Genomic DNA, 15,979 nt, shown 5'->3' with positions numbered 1-15,979 from the left:
AATTCTCCAGTTTCGGGGTGTAGCAAGCCCTGCCGGTGCGTCGTTGCAGAGGCATAGAAGGCGTAACAGAAAAAAGAATCAGGCTTTGCCGATAGCGCCGCTGGCCTGTAGATACGGGATAATGGCTTCTTCGCTGGCCTGCTCCATGGCGATCAGCACATCCACCAGTTCGCGGGAACTGTCATGACACAGGGTATGCAGCAGCGCGGCCTTTCCAGCTTCGAACACCGCCGCGCCGACATTGATCTTGGCGACGCCAAAGGACGGGCAACGCTGCATCTGGTCAAACGGGGTGCCGCTACCGCCGTGCAATGCCAGCGGGACCGTCGATTTACGGGCAACCTCTTCCAGGCGCTGAAAATCGATAGCTGGCGTGATGCCGGGGGCGTACATGCCGTGCGCGGTGCCAACGGAAACCGCCAGCAGATCAATCCCGGTCTGCGCAATAAACGGTTCAACGTCGGCGGCCTGCGTCATGAGATCCGCATTGGTGGCGTGGTCATAGCGCGGCGCATCGGCCAGATGGCCCAGCTCACCTTCCACACACAGCCCGGCGCTGGCGGCCAGCTCAACCACCGCGCGGGTCTGGCGGATGTTCTCTTCCAGCGGGAAGGCAGAGGCGTCAATCATCAGCCCGCTAAACCCGGCGCGAAACGCCTGACGAATGCGCACCGGATCTTTCCCGTGGTCAAGGGCCAGCGTGACCGGCACCGTGGCCTCGTCGGCCAGTGCTTTCACCACCGCCACGGCAACCGGTGGCGGAAAATGCGCCAGATGTCCCTGATACAGGTTCAGGATAATCGGCGCGCGATGTTTCTCGGCAACCCGCACCGCCGCGCGGGCGCTTTCGAGGTTCATACAGTTGATGGCCAGAAGCGCATAGTGTTCACGCCAGGCTTTGGTCACCATACTTTTCATGTCGGCAAACATACGGTCTCCGTTTATTCCAGGGTGAAGGTGATCTCTTCGTCTTTCAGTTTCTTATCGCTAAGCTCGTCAAACTCTTCGTCACGTTCGGTCACCGGTTTCTTCCACAGCGAGAGCATCACGCCGCAGATAACCGTGCCTATCCCCAACGCCAGGCAGAACAGCAGCGGATGGGTAAACAGCGGCACCACAAACATGCCACCGTGCGGAACCGGGCTTTCCACGCCCCACACCATGATCAGGCCACCCGCAATCGCCGAGGCCACCACACAGGAACCGACCACGCGCAGCAGATCACGCGCCGCAATCGGGATAACCCCTTCGGTAATCATGCAGATCCCCATCGGGAAGGCCGCTTTCAGCGCTTCACGTTCGGCGCGGGTGTATTTGTGGCGCGTCAGCAGGAAAGAGAGGGTGATGCCGAACGGCGGAATAATGGAGCCGACAAATTTCACCGCTTCCGGCCCGTAAACACCGCTGACCAGAAGACCATCGGCAAACAGCGACATGGTTTTGTTCACCGGGCCGCCGAAGTCAAACGTTGCCATCGCGCCAAGGATCGCCCCCATCAGGAAACGTGAACCGCCCTGCATCGACTCCAACATGTGGATCAGCGCTTCCTGCAGCCAGGCAATGGGTTTGCCAATCAGGGTCATCATCAACAGGCCGCCGATAATGGTGCTCAGGACGGGCAGCACCATGATGGGCATCAGCCCCTGCATGGATTTCGGCAGACGGATATAGTGTTTAAGCAGCAGGACGGTGTAGCCGACCAGAAATCCACCCAGCATCCCGCCGATAAACCCGGTATGAATTTGCCCACAGACAAAGCCGACAATCAGGCCCGGCGCGAATCCGGGACGGTCAGCAATGGAGTAGGCAATGGCGGCGCTGATCAGGGGGACAATCAACCCCATTCCCCAGCCGCCAATCTGATTGAGCATCCAGGGGATGGTGCCCGTTTTTTCTCCAACGTTTGTGCCGCCGAGTACCTGGCCGAGGGCAATACAGATGCCCGCCGCCACAATTAACGGAATCATCCACGAGATGCCCGTCAAAAGATGTCTTTTTATTTCCTGCGAAACAGGAACTTTATTTTCACTCATGTGACCTCCAGATAAGGATCACGCATTAGCTAATGATTTCTCGACCTTTTCAAGAAACTGAACGGGTGATTTAATGACAATTTCGGTTTTAACTCGCACGATGCGTTTATTAATGAAACGTTCTTCTCCTTTTATTTTGACATCGACCGCAAGAATAACGACGTCGGCTGCGGAAATATCTTCCGCCAGTAACTCATTTTCGGTACCGATTGTTCCCTGAGTTTCAACTTTAATATTATGCCCAAGCGCTTTTGCGCCTTTAATTAACTTCTCGCGGGCAATATACGTATGTGCAATACCTGCCGTACAGGCAGCGACACAAACAATATTCATAACATGCTCCACTTTTTATTTAGCAAACATCGGATTCGGCATATTGACTAAACAAGTCAATAATCTTTTGTGGACTACGTTCGACCAGTAATTGCTCGATGATCTCTTCATCCGCCAGTGCACCCGCCACCTGAGAAAGCAGGCGAATATGCGTCGTGTTTTGATCTTCAAGCCGTACAGCAAATAAAATAATGCAGCGCACATTACTGCCATCCAGAGTTTCCCAGGGAATATCCTGGCGTGTGCGTCCAATCGCCAGGGTGGTATTGACCACTGCTGAAGATTTACCATGGGGTATCGCGATATGGTTTTCGAAGCCGGTCGACCCTTCTGATTCACGTTGCCAGACATCCTGAATAAACGTTTCCCGGCAACTAATAGCGCCATCTTTTTGCAACAGGTCGGTTAATTCCTCAATCGCCTCCGTTTTATTTGTAGCTTTCATATCTAAAATAACGCGATTCGTATTCAGGATTTTTGTTATGTCCATTAAACATACCTCATGGATTCAGATATTAATGTTCGACGACCAGAGACGTCGCACGATGCAATTTTTCCGTAATAACCGTTTCCGTCACACGCTTAATATCGGCATCATTAAAAAACGCGGTGACGTATACCACCGGCAGAGTAATGACCGGCAGATTGATCGTCGAGACAACCAGTTCAATATCGTCCGTCAGTACGGACGGCAGGCTTCCCGCAGAGACCACGCCAACGATGGTCCAGTCCGGGAAGGCACGCAGAATGCGGCTTTTCAACAGATGTGAGGTTCCGATACCCGTCGAGCAGACCAGCAATACGCGCTTGCGGGCGATCTGTCGCTCCATCGCAGCCTGGAAATGAACGGTCAGATAACCAATTTCATCCTCCGACACCGCCTGTTCCCCCCAGCCGCTGAACACCCGATTCACCGCGCACCGGGTCAAGCGCCAGACGTCCTGCAATTCGCCTTTGATATCATCAAGCAGCGGGTTACGAATGCGAATCTGGTAATTCAGGCGGTTAATCAACGGCTTAATATGAATCAGCAACCCGTCATAGAGCGCGACATCCTGGCTAAAGTCGCTATCGACCATATCGGCGAAGGTGGCGATAAGCCGGTGAGTAATCAGCCGGGCTTCGTCGCTGGAGTGCATATGACCAATCATGCTGACGTCGTTATGCTCTTCAATCACCACGCCGGACGAGATAATGTACTGATAAATAAACCAGACTTCGTCTTCCGGCAGCGGGTGGGCGATGCGCTGTTCAATCCGCTGGATCATACGACTGGCAACGGCAAAGATGTTTTCATCAAAGGTACTGGCGTTGTCGTCTTTTTTTGGCAGCGCATTGCCGCGGGTAATGCGGTACATCATGATTAAAATATGGGTGAAAATATTGACGTAATAGGGTTCACCTAATGACCAGCAAAGATCGTTTTCCATCTCCTGTAATAATGACTGAACGAATAAAACATCTTCCTCACCAAAGTAATGGACCAGCGCGTTATAACTGCCCGGATCGAGGCGGGAATAAATTACGCTTCCCGGTTCGTTATGGTTAATAACACCATTGATCAGCGAAGCCATTGCCTGACGCACGCTACTTTCGCTGCCTTCGATATGCGTTCCGCTCTGGCTGCGAATTAACGTCAATCCCAGCGGAGCAATCCAGGACTCAATCACTTTCAGATCATTCACAATAGAGGCGCTACTGATAAAATAGCGCTCCGATAATTTGCTGATGGACGTTTCATGTGGCGTTTCGCTTAATAATTGCGACGCTATTTTCACGCGCCGGGAATTATTCATCATGCCGTCTGCATCATCACCTTCAGTGCCAAGCAACTGATCGAGGTGCAACAGGTCAGTGACATTGTCTGCGCTGAGCATGACCCCGGCACCGGCACGCTTATTAATGCCGATATTCCATTCTGCCAGCCACGGTTCAAGGATGCGTAAATCCCGCTGAATAGTTTTTTCCGATACATTTAAGTATTCAGCGATTTTTAACAATGTAATAAATTCCCTTCGCGGAAGAAGGAATTTCAATAATCTGTTTTGTCGCGAGGTAATCATTTGCATTCTTTACCCTTACACAGATTAAAAATAATGATGAAGCTCTAAAACAGATAAGCTCCGCTTGCAATCCGTAATGATAAATATAAAAGGGCATTGAAATAACGACAATACTAAATCGTGTCCTGCCTTCCGGACAAAAAATAAGACAACAAGCGGGATCTCAGAGATATTTACAGCGCAGATCACACTTTTCGCGCTAATTAACGTGATAGCGCTCGCAAATATGGAGGAATAAAAAATTTTAAATAAGGTGATTTTTTTCGGGATGTCTGGAAAGACGTGGCGGGGCACGGGAGATATGCCAGTGATTGTGCTGCTCCCGCCCCGCTGCACGCTCTGCGCCAGGGAAGCAAAGATGTCGCTGTGGTTGTCATGCTGGACAATGGTCAACCGTGGCTAAAAGAGGCTGAAAACGTTCACAGTCTCTACGGGTTGTGCGTGGTGCGCACGAATTTAGCTACCGAATTGCGCCTGTTGTTTACTATGACGGCGATTGTGCCGTAAGAGAAAGTTTCAATAACCATATGAATAAGTTGGTATTTAACCTAAACGTATGGAAAAGCGGACAGCAGACCGAGAAAAAAGTGTGATGGGGGATGTGGTAAATGGTTGAAAGTGGCTATAATGCGCCCCGCCTCCATGTAGCAATCGAGGCGCGGAAGATCGTCGTCTCCGGTGAGGCGGCTGGACTTCAAATCCAGATGGGGCCGCCAGCGGTCCCGGGCAGGTTCGACTCCTGTGATCTTCCGCCAAAGTTCCTCATATATATCCCCCCTTACGTTAATTTTTAAAGAAAAGACGGTAACTCATTTTCTTTTAAACTTAGCGCATGATTTATCATCAGAATTACAATCAAAATGTATAAATAAAGCGTTTGAGTTGATAGCTACGTTAGAAAAATAGCGATGTGAATCATTCTTTTGATTCTATTAAAGGCCTGATGTCGAATAACCGGATGCGGCGCAACGCCTTATATGGGCTACCGTTCGTAGCCCCGGTAAGCGCAGCGCCACCGGGGTTTTGGTGCCCACAAACACCCTCAAATCATGTTCTATTTTTTTGAACGTTATCGGCAAATAGTTTAGATTTTCATCACCCGATGGTCGGCCTATTATTTATCACATCAGGGCAACACGCCCTACTACGAACAAATAACTTAAGGAATACGACCATGAAATCTATCAAAACTTTCGTTGCAGTTGCCGCTCTCTCCATGATGTCCTTCGGTGCTTTCGCTCAGAGCGTGACCGCAAGCGCCTCCACCATCGACGGTGCAGAAGCCAAAATCGCCGCTCAGGCACAGCAGGAAGGGGCTTCTTACAAAATTACCGAAGCGACCGTGAACAACGTTGTTCATATGACCGCTGAACTGAGCAAATAAGACCGAATGGTCGCAGAGGGACCTGCCGGACAGGTCGCCGCAAGGCGGCCAGGTTCGCCCTCAAAGAAAACCCTTCAGGCCCCTTCGGGGGCTTTTTTGCGTTTGTGGTTCGGTAAATATTGCTCTGGTGGATCCCCGGATGGCGGCGCAGGTATCTTGTCGACCAATAGGTGTTATGCCCATATCAGTTGTTCACCTAATGAACCGCAGGCTGTGTTTCTGGCATACTTGATAGATTCGGCTCGCGATTCGGAGGTGGCATGACAAATGGAGAATTAACCCAATCGCCCGCAGGTGAATTCTTAATGTTCACCAGCGGCGACGGGAAAGTGCGTATTGAATGTCGCTTCGAGAACGATACTCTTTGGCTTTCTCAGGCAATGATTTGCGACCTGTATGGCAAAGCCAAATCCACTATCAGTGGGCATATAAAGAATATCTTCGAAGACGCAGAGCTGGACGAAAATTCAGTTGTTCGGTTTTACCGAACAACTGCCGTCGATGGAAAAACATACAATGTTCAATTCTTTAGTTTGCCGCTGATTCTCGCCGTAGGCTACCGCGTCCGTTCCATACGAGGCACGCAATTCCGCCAGTGGGCAACGCAAACACTTCAGGAATACCTTGTTAAAGGTTTCGTGATGGATGATGAGCGTTTGAAAAATCCACCCGTGGGTTCTTCAGCTGTTCCCGATTATTTCGATGAGATGCTCGAACGCATCCGCGATATCCGTGCCAGTGAACGCAGGGTTTATTTACGGGTTCGTGAGATCTTTGCCCTTGCCGCTGACTATCAACCTTCGCTCAAAGAAACCACGCTTTTTTTTCAAACCATCCAGAACAAACTGCATTTTGCCTGCACCGGCTATACTGCGGCGGAACTCATCAACCAACGCTCTGACGCCAGTAAACCTCATATGGGGTTGACCAGTTACAAAAGTGAAGAAGTGCGCAAAAGCGATGTCACGGTAGCCAAAAATTATCTCAATCCTGAAGAGATCGGCGAACTCAATCGCGTGGTCAATATGTGGCTGGACTTTGCCGAAGACCAGGCCCGCCGACGCAAACAGGTTTTCCTGCATGACTGGCAGATAAAATTGGATCAGTTTCTGCAATTTAACGACCGTGAGGTGTTAAAGGATGCGGGTTCAGTCAGTAAGAAGGCCGCTGACGAAAAAGCACAGGCTGAATATGTTCAATTTGCCGAGCAGCAACGTCGGCTGAAAGAGGCAGAGGGTGAAAAAGATATTTCAGGATTGCTCCAATGGGAAACAAAGGCCGGGAAATAGCATTTAACCCGGCAAGTATCGCGCCGCCAGGTTCCTTCCCGGATGCGGCGTAAAAACCTTATTCGGGCTACGCCTGCTTTTTACGACTGCGATCCGGCAACGCTCAATATGTGGACATCTTACGACGTAAGTAGAGTAACCTTATTAACCCTGGTTGGGTGACAACAGGCACCCATCGTTTACGTGTTAAAAGGTCGCCTCAAGATGAAAACTATTGCCGCCCTCGTGACATCTTTATTATTTACACTCTCTTTCTCGTCATTCGCCGCTGAGAAAAAGTCTGCCGAAACCTGTAAGACACAGGCAATTTCAGAAGCCAAAAAACTGCTGGTCTTTTATCGTGATAATGATGACAGGGCGGAAATTCATGACCATGTCACCCCGCAGGCAAAACGCCAAAATCCGCAAAACAGATCACAATATTTCGATGTATTGCAGGCATGGGGAAATATCTATAAAGGCAAATATCGGATGCGGTTTATCTTCCTTAATGACTGCACGCTGATGGGCGAAGAAATCCTCGAATACGCTAATCCATAACGTTGGCAGCCTATCTGCGAGTAAAAGGACTATATGTAGCCTGCAAGCAAAAAAAGATTTTATCAAATTTGGTATACCAAAAACCCCTAACTCACTGTTAAGCAATACTTTACAATATTTCAGTGTTACTACAATTTTACCATTAATCATTTCGTGTCAAAAATATAATTTTATATCAAAAAAATATATAATTAGGATTATTACAACAAATACATCTATGTTTTATTCAACATGGATTACTAAAAGCTGAGAAAATGAACTTCTCCACAGTTTTATTATTTATTTAAAATGAACTATTGCTTTATGCAAAAACATCACTTAATTTAAGTTTATGGCGTAGTAGCCTACGGCGGTGGGGTAAAGTACCCAGCATCTTGGATGCTGATGCCTTGTGCTTCGGAAACGTAGCACATGACAGTGACTTTAGTTACTGGAATCCCTGACTAACAACCCCACCGTCGGTCCTTTTATCATGTTTCTTATCTACAATAACAGACGACAAAGAAGAAATGATAAACGCAATTAAAAAAGAAATCAAAAGACTATCCAAAAAAGCTTTTCATAAAGAATTAGTTCAAAAAAAAAGGGATGAAAAATATCGTTATCAATTTGAAAAACGCACCGGGGTAAATGCAGGAATTCCCAAAGTACATCCGAACCCTGTTTCCCATAAACATTTTGATGCTGCATATTGTGCCCGGCATGCAAATTTTCTCGCAAAGTCAATCTGGTATAAAATTTTAAAACTCGAATACGAACCAGTTGCAGCAATTAATTATTTGATTCCAAAGCCTGACGGTTCTAAAAGAAGTATTATGGCTTTTTCCATTCCTGATGCAGCTCTTGCTAATGTTGTATTGAGAAGAGCCAGAGACAGAAATTTGAAACGGTTATCTCCGTCTTCTTTTGCGTACCATCCAGATAAAAATGTTTTTGACGCAATAATTGCTTTAAATTCATACAATAGAAAAGGTAAATTATTTGCAGTTCAGATCGATTTTGAAAAATATTTTGATTCAATTCCTTCTTGGTATCTCAAACAACAAATTAATGACGAATCAAAATTAAGTTTAACCCCACACGAAAAACATATATTTACCGCTTTTTTACATCATAAATACTCACCTCATGATACTTATAATAGCAATAAGCATAAGAAAAGGATAACTGGCACTCCGCAAGGATCCTCAATTTCTCTTCTTTTAGCAAATATAACAAATCATGATTTGGATGTAGCACTATCAGCAACGTCTGGAAAATTTGTTCGTTTTGCAGATGATGTAGTTGCACTTTGCGACAATTACTCCCAAGCTAAGGATATTGAGGATTGCTTCTTTAATCATTGTCAAAAAAGTGGGTTAAAACTAAACACAAAAAAATCCCCAGGCATTGCAATAATTTCCAATACAAATCAAGAAATGCGTACATACGCATACTTTGATTACCTCGGATATAGATTCCATGAAGATGGATTAACAATCCCAGACAAAACCATATTAAAGATAAAGCAAAAAATATCACGATTAGTAAATTTATACTTAATATACTATTTAGGTTTTGGATTTAATCCTAGCAGAGTATCAAAACAGGATGGTTATGACTGGGATCTCTTAGGTTTATTATACGAAATTAGAAATTTCCTTTATGGCGGACTTGCAGAAGAAGATATATTAGCATTTATTAACCAAGGTAAAAGACTAAATAGAATGCAAGGTCTAATGGGATTTTACTGCTTAATCGAAAACCCTAAAAAATTAAAAGAGCTTGATGGATGGATGTTAAATGTAATTAAACGCGCAATGATAAAAAGACAGGCCATTTTAATTAGTAAATATCAAATCCAAAGTTTAACACCAAATAATATTGATTTCATTAAAGGGAGCTGGTTAAATATTAATGCATGGAAGGGCAATGATACTCCTAACGCAACAATGCCGAGCTTCATTCGGGGCTGGAGAGCAGCAAGGAAGCATTATTTCACTTTTGGACTTGAGACTGTAGCCCCACCGGCTTATGGTCACTCTTCTGATATTGAAAGCTTTGACAGCTATTAGCCCCTTTCTGGCTCAATACCTCGTCGTATTAATTCCTTTCGACCCAAGGTCTTGAGCCAATTCCCCAAACTCATCCCGGCATCTTTCGCCGCTGCTTCAAACTGCGCCTTTAACTCAGGGGTAATCCTAATCTGAAAAGTCGGTGATTTACCCGATTTGGACTGGTTGGTATCGCGTTTAGCGGTTGTCATGTACGTACCTCAAGAGTAATCTTTAACCACTCAGGTACGTACCTTAACATAAGTCGTCCTGACTTTTTAAACGCCCTCATCAGGTAATTGCGATACCTGACGAGAGCTAACCTCACCAACTATCAAGGAGTTGATTATGGCTGATTTGCATTCTACCCTGGACTTTACGCCTGCTGGAACCGAACGCCAGTTAATTGTGGGATATCGCCCACATCATGGTGAAACCAGCACGCCAAGTTTGACGCTTTCCGGCAAGTGGCTACGTGAAGCGGGGTTCGACACCGGGCGTCAGGTGAGTGTAAAGGTGATGGATGGTTGCATTGTGCTGATGACAAATAGCGACAAAGAACAAGCGCTGGCAGAAGAGTTAAAGCAGGCGAAGCGAGCGTTGAAGGAAATTAAAGGCGCACTTGCGGCGGCGTGATGTCGAATAACCCGGATGCGGCGCAACGCCTTATCTGGGCTACCGTTCGTAGCCCCGGTAAGCGTAGCGCCACCGGGGTTTTGGTGCCCACAAACACGCTCAAATCATTTTCTATTTTTTTGAATGTTATCGGCAAATAGTTTAGATTTTCATCACCCGATGGTCGGTCTATTATTTATCACATCAGGGCAACACGCCCTATACCGAACAAATAACTTAAGGAATACGACCATGAAATCCATCAAAACTTTCGTTGCAGTTGCCGCTCTTTCAGTAATGTCTTTCGGTGCGTTCGCTCAGAGCGTAACCGCAAGCGCCTCCACCATCGACGGTGCAGAAGCCAAAATCGCCGCTCAGGCACATCAGGAAGGGGCTTCTTACAAAATTACCGAAGCGACCGTGAACAACGTGGTTCACATGACCGCTGAACTGAGCAAATAAGACCGAATGGTCGCAGAGGGACCTGCCGGACAGGTCGCCGCAAGGCGACCGGTTTCGCCCTCTACCAGACAACCGTTCAGGCCCCTTCGGGGGCTTTTTTGCGTTTGCGGTTTGGTGAATATCACGCGGTGGGTTCCCGGATGCGGCGCAAGCGCTTTATCCGGGTTACATCAGTCACCAGACTTACAAATTTTCATATAAAGAAGAGTCGAAGGTACTAAATAAAGAATGAATATCAGGAATATATATTCCAAGGCTCTTTGCAAAATCGCTTAGCCAAACCAGCTCGTCTTTCAGTGAAGTGACCAGTTCGTTTTCAATAATATCGTTTACCGTCGTGATATTTTTGATAAAGCCGTCGCGGGTAAGCTCATGCTGTTTTGCCAGTTCGACTTTTTTATTTTCGAACGCTGCGGCTGCCCTTTTAACCTTCTCAGTCAACTTATCTTTAATTGAGGCGTCATGCTTAATCTGCTGCGTTGCCGTTTCAACCGTGCGGGAGGTACTGGCTGGATTCCTGATAAGGTTCAGTAGCACCTCCAGATCGACATTCTGGCTAAGGATAGTCTGTTGAGAAGGCACTAAACCTGTATTCGCAGCGATTGGCGCTAAATATCGGGCATTATCTTTATTGTTTTCGATAATGATAGATTGCAGTCTTTCCGGTAACCCCGGATTTTCAAGATACTCCGGAACGAAAAATGCACCAAAGATCCTGTTGAACATTAACTTGAATCCCTTATCTATCTTTCCGTAATTAAACTTACCAATTGACGGATTACACAATAAATCGTCGTGGTATTTTGTTAACGCAACCATTTCGTTGAAGAGATCTTCACTAAGGTTTTCATTTCTGCAAAGCTTATTCTTGACCCGTTCATCGCGGTCGCCCGCCGATGTGTAATAACTTCTGGAATACAATGTCCGCTGTGCTTTTGGTGAAATGTTAGGGTTAACGGTCAGACTCTCATCAATTCTGATTCGATTAATTGCCAGCAACATATCGCACACGCTTTCCCCAACGATCGGGTTCCGCGCCATAATCGCCAGCACATCGCTGTCTTTATGCCCGACCGCCATCAACTGCACCTCTTCGCAGAGCGACGCGTTCTGCATCAGGCTTTGCTGGGTGGCCTTCCGGCCATTCTGATACAGATAAACCTGCACGGTCGGCACCAGCGCGGGGTTGATGGCCAGCGCATCGCGCACCGCCGGGTTGCCTTCACTGGCAAGAATTTGCTGAGTCTCTGCCGTTAATTTCGGGTTCACCGCCAGGGTCGCCAGCGCCGCTTCATTCGTCACTTTCTGAGCAAACCGACGCTGCACCAGCGCGGAAAGATTGCGCCGCTCCGCCAGCGCCAGTAAAGCGTGAACATCACCTTTGTCGAGCTGTGCCAGCAGCGCGCTGTCATCATTGCCGCCGCCAGCGCTCTCCTGCGCCGGTGCGTCGGGTTGCTTCTGCGCCTCTTCCAGGGCATCCACCACCGCGCTGTCATTGTCCTGCGCCAGTTGCTGTTTTACCTCTTCGGCCAGCGCCGGGTTTTTCGCCAGCGCGATACGCACCACGGATTTATTGTCCTTGAGCAACACCGCCTGCTGTGCGGCAGTGAGGGCCGGGTTAAGCGCCACGGCGGCTCTTAGTGCATCATTTTGCTCGTAGAGATACTCTTCACGCTGCGCTTCCGGGCAGTTGGCGTGACGTAACACCGCCTGCTGCAACGCACTGTTTTTACGCGATAATAGTGCATCCAGCACGCTCTCCACGCAGTGCGCTTTCTCCGCCAGTTGCAGCAAAATCTCATCATTAAGCTTGTTCTTCTGAATCAGCGACAGCAGCAGGTTAGTTGGCGCGTTATGGTGTACGCAGGCCAGTGCCAGCGACGTTTTATCGTGAACCTCGCCGGTTTCCGCCGGGGCAATACAGGCCGACAGAATACGCGCGGTGCAATACGGGTTGCTGTATACCGCGTGGCGCACTTCTGCATAACTGTCTTTCGCCAGTTTTTCGAGCAGATCTTCGCTGCACTCTTCTGCCTGCGCTACCCGCAAACGCTCGTGCGGGTTGGTGTCATCCGCCAGTCGGATCATCTCCGCCAGGCTGAGCCCATCGATATGCGACGCCGCTTTCAGCTTCATCTTCTCGAACAGCGCTTCATACTGGCCCACCTGGTCACGCAGGGTCTCTCGCAGCGGAACCGTGCGCTCCAGCGCCCGGCACAGGCGGGAATAATCGATATTCACTCCGGCCAGGAAGGCGCTCTCGCGGGCATCATTCACCGCGTTTTGAATATCCGCTCCGGCAAAATTACGGCACAGCACCGCCAGTTGCTGTTGCTGTTCTGCCGTGAAGGTGTGCCAGGCCGCTTTCAGGTGGATACTGAGAATGGCTTTACGCTCAGCCAGATACGGGAAGCCGACGTAAAAGACATCGTCGAAACGCCCCTTACGTAGCAGCTCCGGCGGCAGTGCGGTAACGTTATTGGCCGTTGCCACCACAAATACCGCGCTGGTTTTCTCCTGCATCCAGGTCAGGAAGTAGCCCAACAGCCGGGAAGTCACTTCCGATGCATTAGAAGACCCGATACCGACGAACGCTTTTTCCAGTTCATCCACCCACAGTACGCAGGGGCTGATGGTCTCAGCCATCGCCAGCGCCCGGCGCATATTGTGCTCACTCTCCCCGACGTATTTACCCAGCAGAGAGCCGATGTCCAGACGCAGCAGCGGCAGCCCGAACAGGTTGGCGACCGCTTTGGCGGTAAGGGATTTACCGCAGCCCGGCATCCCCGCCACCAGCACCCCTTTCGGTGCCTGCAACCCAGCCTCTTCCGCCTCCGGCAGGCGCTGCAAAATAGCGGCTTTACGCTCCAGCCATATTTTCAGGTTCTCCAGCCCGCCGATGTCCGTCAGGTTCTCGCGCACCTTGACCATTTCCAGCACGCCGCTTTTGCCGATGATCTGCTCTTTTTCCTGGAGCAGCGCGGCGAGCGCTTTCTCGTCAAGCTCACCGTGTTTTTCCAGAGCAACGGCCAGAGACTGGCTAATCTGGCTGGCGGTCAGACCGGTCAGCGTGGTGCTGATCCTGTTAAGCAGCGCGTCAGACACGGTTAAGTGACGTTCGCGGGCGAACTGTTCCGCCTGCTGGCGAATGGCCTCGCGGCGCGGAAGCGGCAATTCAACCAGAGTAATCAGCGGCTCAATCAGTGAGGGAATGTCCACGCGGTCATCCACGCAAACCACGCAGCACTCACCGCTGTGGTGACGGCGGATACGCAGCAACAGTTGTTGCAGACGCGCGGCCACCAGCGGCGAGGAGTCCAGCACGGTTCTGATATTGCGGAACACCAGGATGGTATTTTCCAGATCATCATCCAGCAATCCGGCCAACATCTGATCGGCCTGTGGGGGGGCTGAAATACCAGCAGCCACCAGCGGATGACGATCGTCGAAATCCACCCAGCCCCAGGCCAGGTTCCATTCCCGCAGCCGAAAACCGGTCTCTTTGGCTACCGCGCTTAACAACGTATCAATGCGATCATCTTCACCGCTGTGCAGATAAAAACCGGCGTGTCCGGCGCGGATCCAGGTTATCAGCCGGGTCGTTAACAGACTGTCCATTCTTCCCCCTTACCAAAAACTGCTCAGGAAACTGCCCACGGAACTGACGACGCTCGAAACGCCCCGCCCAATAGCCGACGCGGTATCCGCAATCACCGAGACCGCGGCTTTAGCGACCGTTTTCCCGGCTTTGTAGACTTTGTCTGCCACCGTGCTACCCAGCATGCCGCCGATGACGCCCCCCGCCAGGCCACCCATAAAGGTGCCCACCGGGCCGAAAACAGTGCCGATAGCCGCGCCAATTCCGACGCCCGCCTCCGCCACTGCGATGCCTGCCACGGTAGTAACGGTGGTGTTGGCGACGCGATCCAGCGCCTCTTCTTTGGAGATATTGCCTTTCGCCAGGTCGTAGAGGTTCTTGAGGTTATCCACCGCCACCGAACCGATCATCGCAATGCGTCCGGCTGGCGTGTTTTTCATCACGCTGCCCAAAAAGCCCCGACGGGAGGCCACCAGCAACGCCCCTGAGGTGGCGACGGTCAGCATGGTACTGCCTGCGGTCTTGAGTGAGTCTTCGACAAATTCCTGCACATCTTCGCCCGCCGATGCGTTTTCCTTGCCGGTCAGGCTGTTCCACAGGCGACGGGCCAGAATGCGCCCACCCTGGAAGCAGACCCCGAGGCCAGCCGCCACCAGCGCGGTTTTGCCAATCTGTTTGCCAACGGTGATAGCATCCGCGTTATGCCAGTCCATCTCGCTGATCTGTTTCTCTTTATGCGCCTTCTCGCGCTGGCGGACCGCCTCTTCTTTCGATAACGGTGTGGATTCCACTCCGTCATAATCAATGGTTTCGACCGCTTTACGCTGCATATCCGCCGAGTGGCCTTCCGGCACCAGGGAACCCTGGCCGCGGTAATCGCCGTGCTCGAACAGTTTTTCCGTGCTGCCCGCATCCGCGCCATATTTCGCCTGGTAGCGACGCACAACTTTGCCACTGCCATCTTTGATCTGAATATCCACGGAGTTTTTGCCGAACGCCTTGCCCGGTTTCACCACCAGTTCAGCCCGCGCCGAGGAACCTGCTGCCTTCGCGTTGATATTAAAGGTGTTGACGTGGTGCACCTCGGCGATAAACCCGTCGAGATTGCGCGCCATGCTGATCTGCCCGTCGTTGCGGGTGATAATGTCGCGCAGCAGGTTATTGGCATGTGTCAGCGCATTATCAATTGATTGCCCGTACTCCCCGGTGCTGAGCACGCCATGGCGCTGGGCCGAATGCTGCATCTCTTTGCCCAGCCAGTTATCGCGGCTTTTGCCCTTCTGCCGCGCGGCTTTCAGGGACACTGTCAGTTCTTGCTGGCGTTTTACGGTTTCGACGATTTCGCCGGCATCACGGGTGAGCGCGTCATCATTCGCCCATAGTTCCGCATGCTGGCGAAACTGCACCTGTAGCCAGATAAGCGGGTCGGCATCCGACGAATGGCTCGCCTGCTGCGTAAACTGCTGTAGCAGTTGCGTCGTCGCCAGCGGATCGCCGCCCGCCTCGCGCCATGCTGCGTCCATATCCACCGCCAGTTGTTCCTGATGTGTCTCGTCTAAGAGATCTAACGGCGCTGGCGTCGCGCGATGTTGTTCGCTAATTACGTCATTTTCAGCCATGTGTAACACT

Annotated in this window: 15 protein-coding genes and 1 tRNA gene; 8 read left to right on the top strand and 8 right to left on the bottom strand. The window is 50.0% G+C overall.

The annotated features are described in order from the left end of the window. Positions 1 to 78 precede the first annotated feature (78 nt). The 5 genes from ACS0RQ_RS00440 to ACS0RQ_RS00420 are packed head-to-tail and all read right to left on the bottom strand — an operon-like array spanning position 79 to position 4,435. Positions 79 to 930 carry a class II fructose-bisphosphate aldolase gene (locus ACS0RQ_RS00440; RefSeq protein ID WP_039080098.1) on the bottom strand — a complete coding sequence of 284 codons (852 nt, stop codon included), beginning with the start codon at positions 928 to 930 and terminating at the stop codon, positions 79 to 81. 11 nt (positions 931 to 941) lie between these two features. Then, positions 942 to 2,033, bottom strand: a complete 1,092-nt coding sequence (locus ACS0RQ_RS00435) for a PTS fructose transporter subunit IIC (protein WP_039080097.1) — start codon at positions 2,031 to 2,033, stop codon at positions 942 to 944. Positions 2,034 to 2,051: 18 nt separating this feature from the next. Further along, the gene (locus ACS0RQ_RS00430; RefSeq protein WP_039080096.1) at positions 2,052 to 2,366 is read right to left on the bottom strand and encodes a PTS fructose transporter subunit IIB; all 315 of its coding nucleotides are present in this window, start codon (positions 2,364 to 2,366) and stop codon (positions 2,052 to 2,054) included. A 19-nt stretch (positions 2,367 to 2,385) separates the two neighbouring features. After that, a complete protein-coding gene (locus tag ACS0RQ_RS00425; RefSeq protein WP_039080095.1) occupies positions 2,386 to 2,856 on the bottom strand; it encodes a PTS sugar transporter subunit IIA in 471 nt (156 codons plus the stop codon). 25 nt (positions 2,857 to 2,881) lie between these two features. Further along, a complete protein-coding gene (locus tag ACS0RQ_RS00420) occupies positions 2,882 to 4,435 on the bottom strand; it encodes a BglG family transcription antiterminator (RefSeq protein ID WP_271849201.1) in 1,554 nt (517 codons plus the stop codon). A 276-nt stretch (positions 4,436 to 4,711) separates the two neighbouring features. On the opposite strand from ACS0RQ_RS00420, the gene ACS0RQ_RS00415 reads away from it, so the two are divergent. From ACS0RQ_RS00415 to ACS0RQ_RS00390, 6 genes are all read left to right on the top strand, one after another. Further along, the gene (locus ACS0RQ_RS00415; RefSeq protein WP_271849200.1) at positions 4,712 to 4,936 is read left to right on the top strand and encodes a hypothetical protein; all 225 of its coding nucleotides are present in this window, start codon (positions 4,712 to 4,714) and stop codon (positions 4,934 to 4,936) included. 153 nt (positions 4,937 to 5,089) lie between these two features. Further along, positions 5,090 to 5,184: transfer RNA gene (locus ACS0RQ_RS00410), tRNA-Sec, on the top strand. A gap of 419 nt (positions 5,185 to 5,603) precedes the next feature. After that, positions 5,604 to 5,813 carry a YdgH/BhsA/McbA family protein gene (locus tag ACS0RQ_RS00405; protein ID WP_271849199.1) on the top strand — a complete coding sequence of 70 codons (210 nt, stop codon included), beginning with the start codon at positions 5,604 to 5,606 and terminating at the stop codon, positions 5,811 to 5,813. A gap of 260 nt (positions 5,814 to 6,073) precedes the next feature. Beyond that, positions 6,074 to 7,102 carry a virulence RhuM family protein gene (locus ACS0RQ_RS00400; protein ID WP_271849198.1) on the top strand — a complete coding sequence of 343 codons (1,029 nt, stop codon included), beginning with the start codon at positions 6,074 to 6,076 and terminating at the stop codon, positions 7,100 to 7,102. A 204-nt stretch (positions 7,103 to 7,306) separates the two neighbouring features. Continuing rightward, positions 7,307 to 7,642 carry a hypothetical protein gene (locus tag ACS0RQ_RS00395; RefSeq protein WP_271849197.1) on the top strand — a complete coding sequence of 112 codons (336 nt, stop codon included), beginning with the start codon at positions 7,307 to 7,309 and terminating at the stop codon, positions 7,640 to 7,642. A gap of 509 nt (positions 7,643 to 8,151) precedes the next feature. After that, positions 8,152 to 9,696: a reverse transcriptase domain-containing protein gene (locus ACS0RQ_RS00390; protein ID WP_271849196.1), complete on the top strand. Its 1,545-nt coding sequence runs from the start codon at positions 8,152 to 8,154 to the stop codon at positions 9,694 to 9,696. Here ACS0RQ_RS00390 and ACS0RQ_RS00385 read toward each other — a convergent pair. Beyond that, positions 9,693 to 9,887: a toxin-antitoxin system HicB family antitoxin gene (locus tag ACS0RQ_RS00385; protein WP_271849195.1), complete on the bottom strand. Its 195-nt coding sequence runs from the start codon at positions 9,885 to 9,887 to the stop codon at positions 9,693 to 9,695. The genes ACS0RQ_RS00390 and ACS0RQ_RS00385 overlap by 4 nt on opposite strands. Positions 9,888 to 10,023: 136 nt before the next feature. On the opposite strand from ACS0RQ_RS00385, the gene ACS0RQ_RS00380 reads away from it, so the two are divergent. Both ACS0RQ_RS00380 and ACS0RQ_RS00375 read left to right on the top strand, forming a co-directional pair. Beyond that, a complete protein-coding gene (locus ACS0RQ_RS00380) occupies positions 10,024 to 10,311 on the top strand; it encodes a SymE family type I addiction module toxin (protein ID WP_222556655.1) in 288 nt (95 codons plus the stop codon). Positions 10,312 to 10,542: 231 nt separating this feature from the next. Further along, entirely contained in the window at positions 10,543 to 10,752 is a 210-nt protein-coding gene (locus ACS0RQ_RS00375; protein ID WP_271849194.1) for a YdgH/BhsA/McbA family protein, read from the top strand. Positions 10,753 to 10,935: 183 nt separating this feature from the next. Here the strand turns inward: ACS0RQ_RS00375 and ACS0RQ_RS00370 are convergent, their stop codons facing one another. Together ACS0RQ_RS00370 and ACS0RQ_RS00365 are read right to left on the bottom strand one after the other, a co-directional pair. After that, positions 10,936 to 14,370: an AAA family ATPase gene (locus ACS0RQ_RS00370; RefSeq protein WP_271849193.1), complete on the bottom strand. Its 3,435-nt coding sequence runs from the start codon at positions 14,368 to 14,370 to the stop codon at positions 10,936 to 10,938. A gap of 9 nt (positions 14,371 to 14,379) precedes the next feature. Beyond that, positions 14,380 to 15,969: a hypothetical protein gene (locus ACS0RQ_RS00365; protein WP_271849192.1), complete on the bottom strand. Its 1,590-nt coding sequence runs from the start codon at positions 15,967 to 15,969 to the stop codon at positions 14,380 to 14,382. Between the last annotated feature and the right edge of the window lie 10 nt (positions 15,970 to 15,979).

This window comes from Phytobacter diazotrophicus (genome assembly GCF_052061655.1).
Classification (GTDB): domain Bacteria; phylum Pseudomonadota; class Gammaproteobacteria; order Enterobacterales; family Enterobacteriaceae; genus Phytobacter; species Phytobacter diazotrophicus.
Note: the sequence above shows the minus strand (reverse complement) of the source record. Positions and strands in the feature narration are given on the sequence as shown.

Coding starts and splice junctions, on each gene's coding strand:
- ACS0RQ_RS00440 (WP_039080098.1), bottom strand. CDS start 930: ATGTTTGCCGACATGAAAAGTATGGTGACCAAAGCCTGGCGTGAACAC.
- ACS0RQ_RS00435 (WP_039080097.1), bottom strand. CDS start 2,033: ATGAGTGAAAATAAAGTTCCTGTTTCGCAGGAAATAAAAAGACATCTT.
- ACS0RQ_RS00430 (WP_039080096.1), bottom strand. CDS start 2,366: ATGAATATTGTTTGTGTCGCTGCCTGTACGGCAGGTATTGCACATACG.
- ACS0RQ_RS00425 (WP_039080095.1), bottom strand. CDS start 2,856: ATGGACATAACAAAAATCCTGAATACGAATCGCGTTATTTTAGATATG.
- ACS0RQ_RS00420 (WP_271849201.1), bottom strand. CDS start 4,435: ATGCAAATGATTACCTCGCGACAAAACAGATTATTGAAATTCCTTCTT.
- ACS0RQ_RS00405 (WP_271849199.1), top strand. CDS start 5,604: ATGAAATCTATCAAAACTTTCGTTGCAGTTGCCGCTCTCTCCATGATG.
- ACS0RQ_RS00400 (WP_271849198.1), top strand. CDS start 6,074: ATGACAAATGGAGAATTAACCCAATCGCCCGCAGGTGAATTCTTAATG.
- ACS0RQ_RS00395 (WP_271849197.1), top strand. CDS start 7,307: ATGAAAACTATTGCCGCCCTCGTGACATCTTTATTATTTACACTCTCT.
- ACS0RQ_RS00390 (WP_271849196.1), top strand. CDS start 8,152: ATGATAAACGCAATTAAAAAAGAAATCAAAAGACTATCCAAAAAAGCT.
- ACS0RQ_RS00385 (WP_271849195.1), bottom strand. CDS start 9,887: ATGACAACCGCTAAACGCGATACCAACCAGTCCAAATCGGGTAAATCA.
- ACS0RQ_RS00380 (WP_222556655.1), top strand. CDS start 10,024: ATGGCTGATTTGCATTCTACCCTGGACTTTACGCCTGCTGGAACCGAA.
- ACS0RQ_RS00375 (WP_271849194.1), top strand. CDS start 10,543: ATGAAATCCATCAAAACTTTCGTTGCAGTTGCCGCTCTTTCAGTAATG.
- ACS0RQ_RS00370 (WP_271849193.1), bottom strand. CDS start 14,370: ATGGACAGTCTGTTAACGACCCGGCTGATAACCTGGATCCGCGCCGGA.
- ACS0RQ_RS00365 (WP_271849192.1), bottom strand. CDS start 15,969: ATGGCTGAAAATGACGTAATTAGCGAACAACATCGCGCGACGCCAGCG.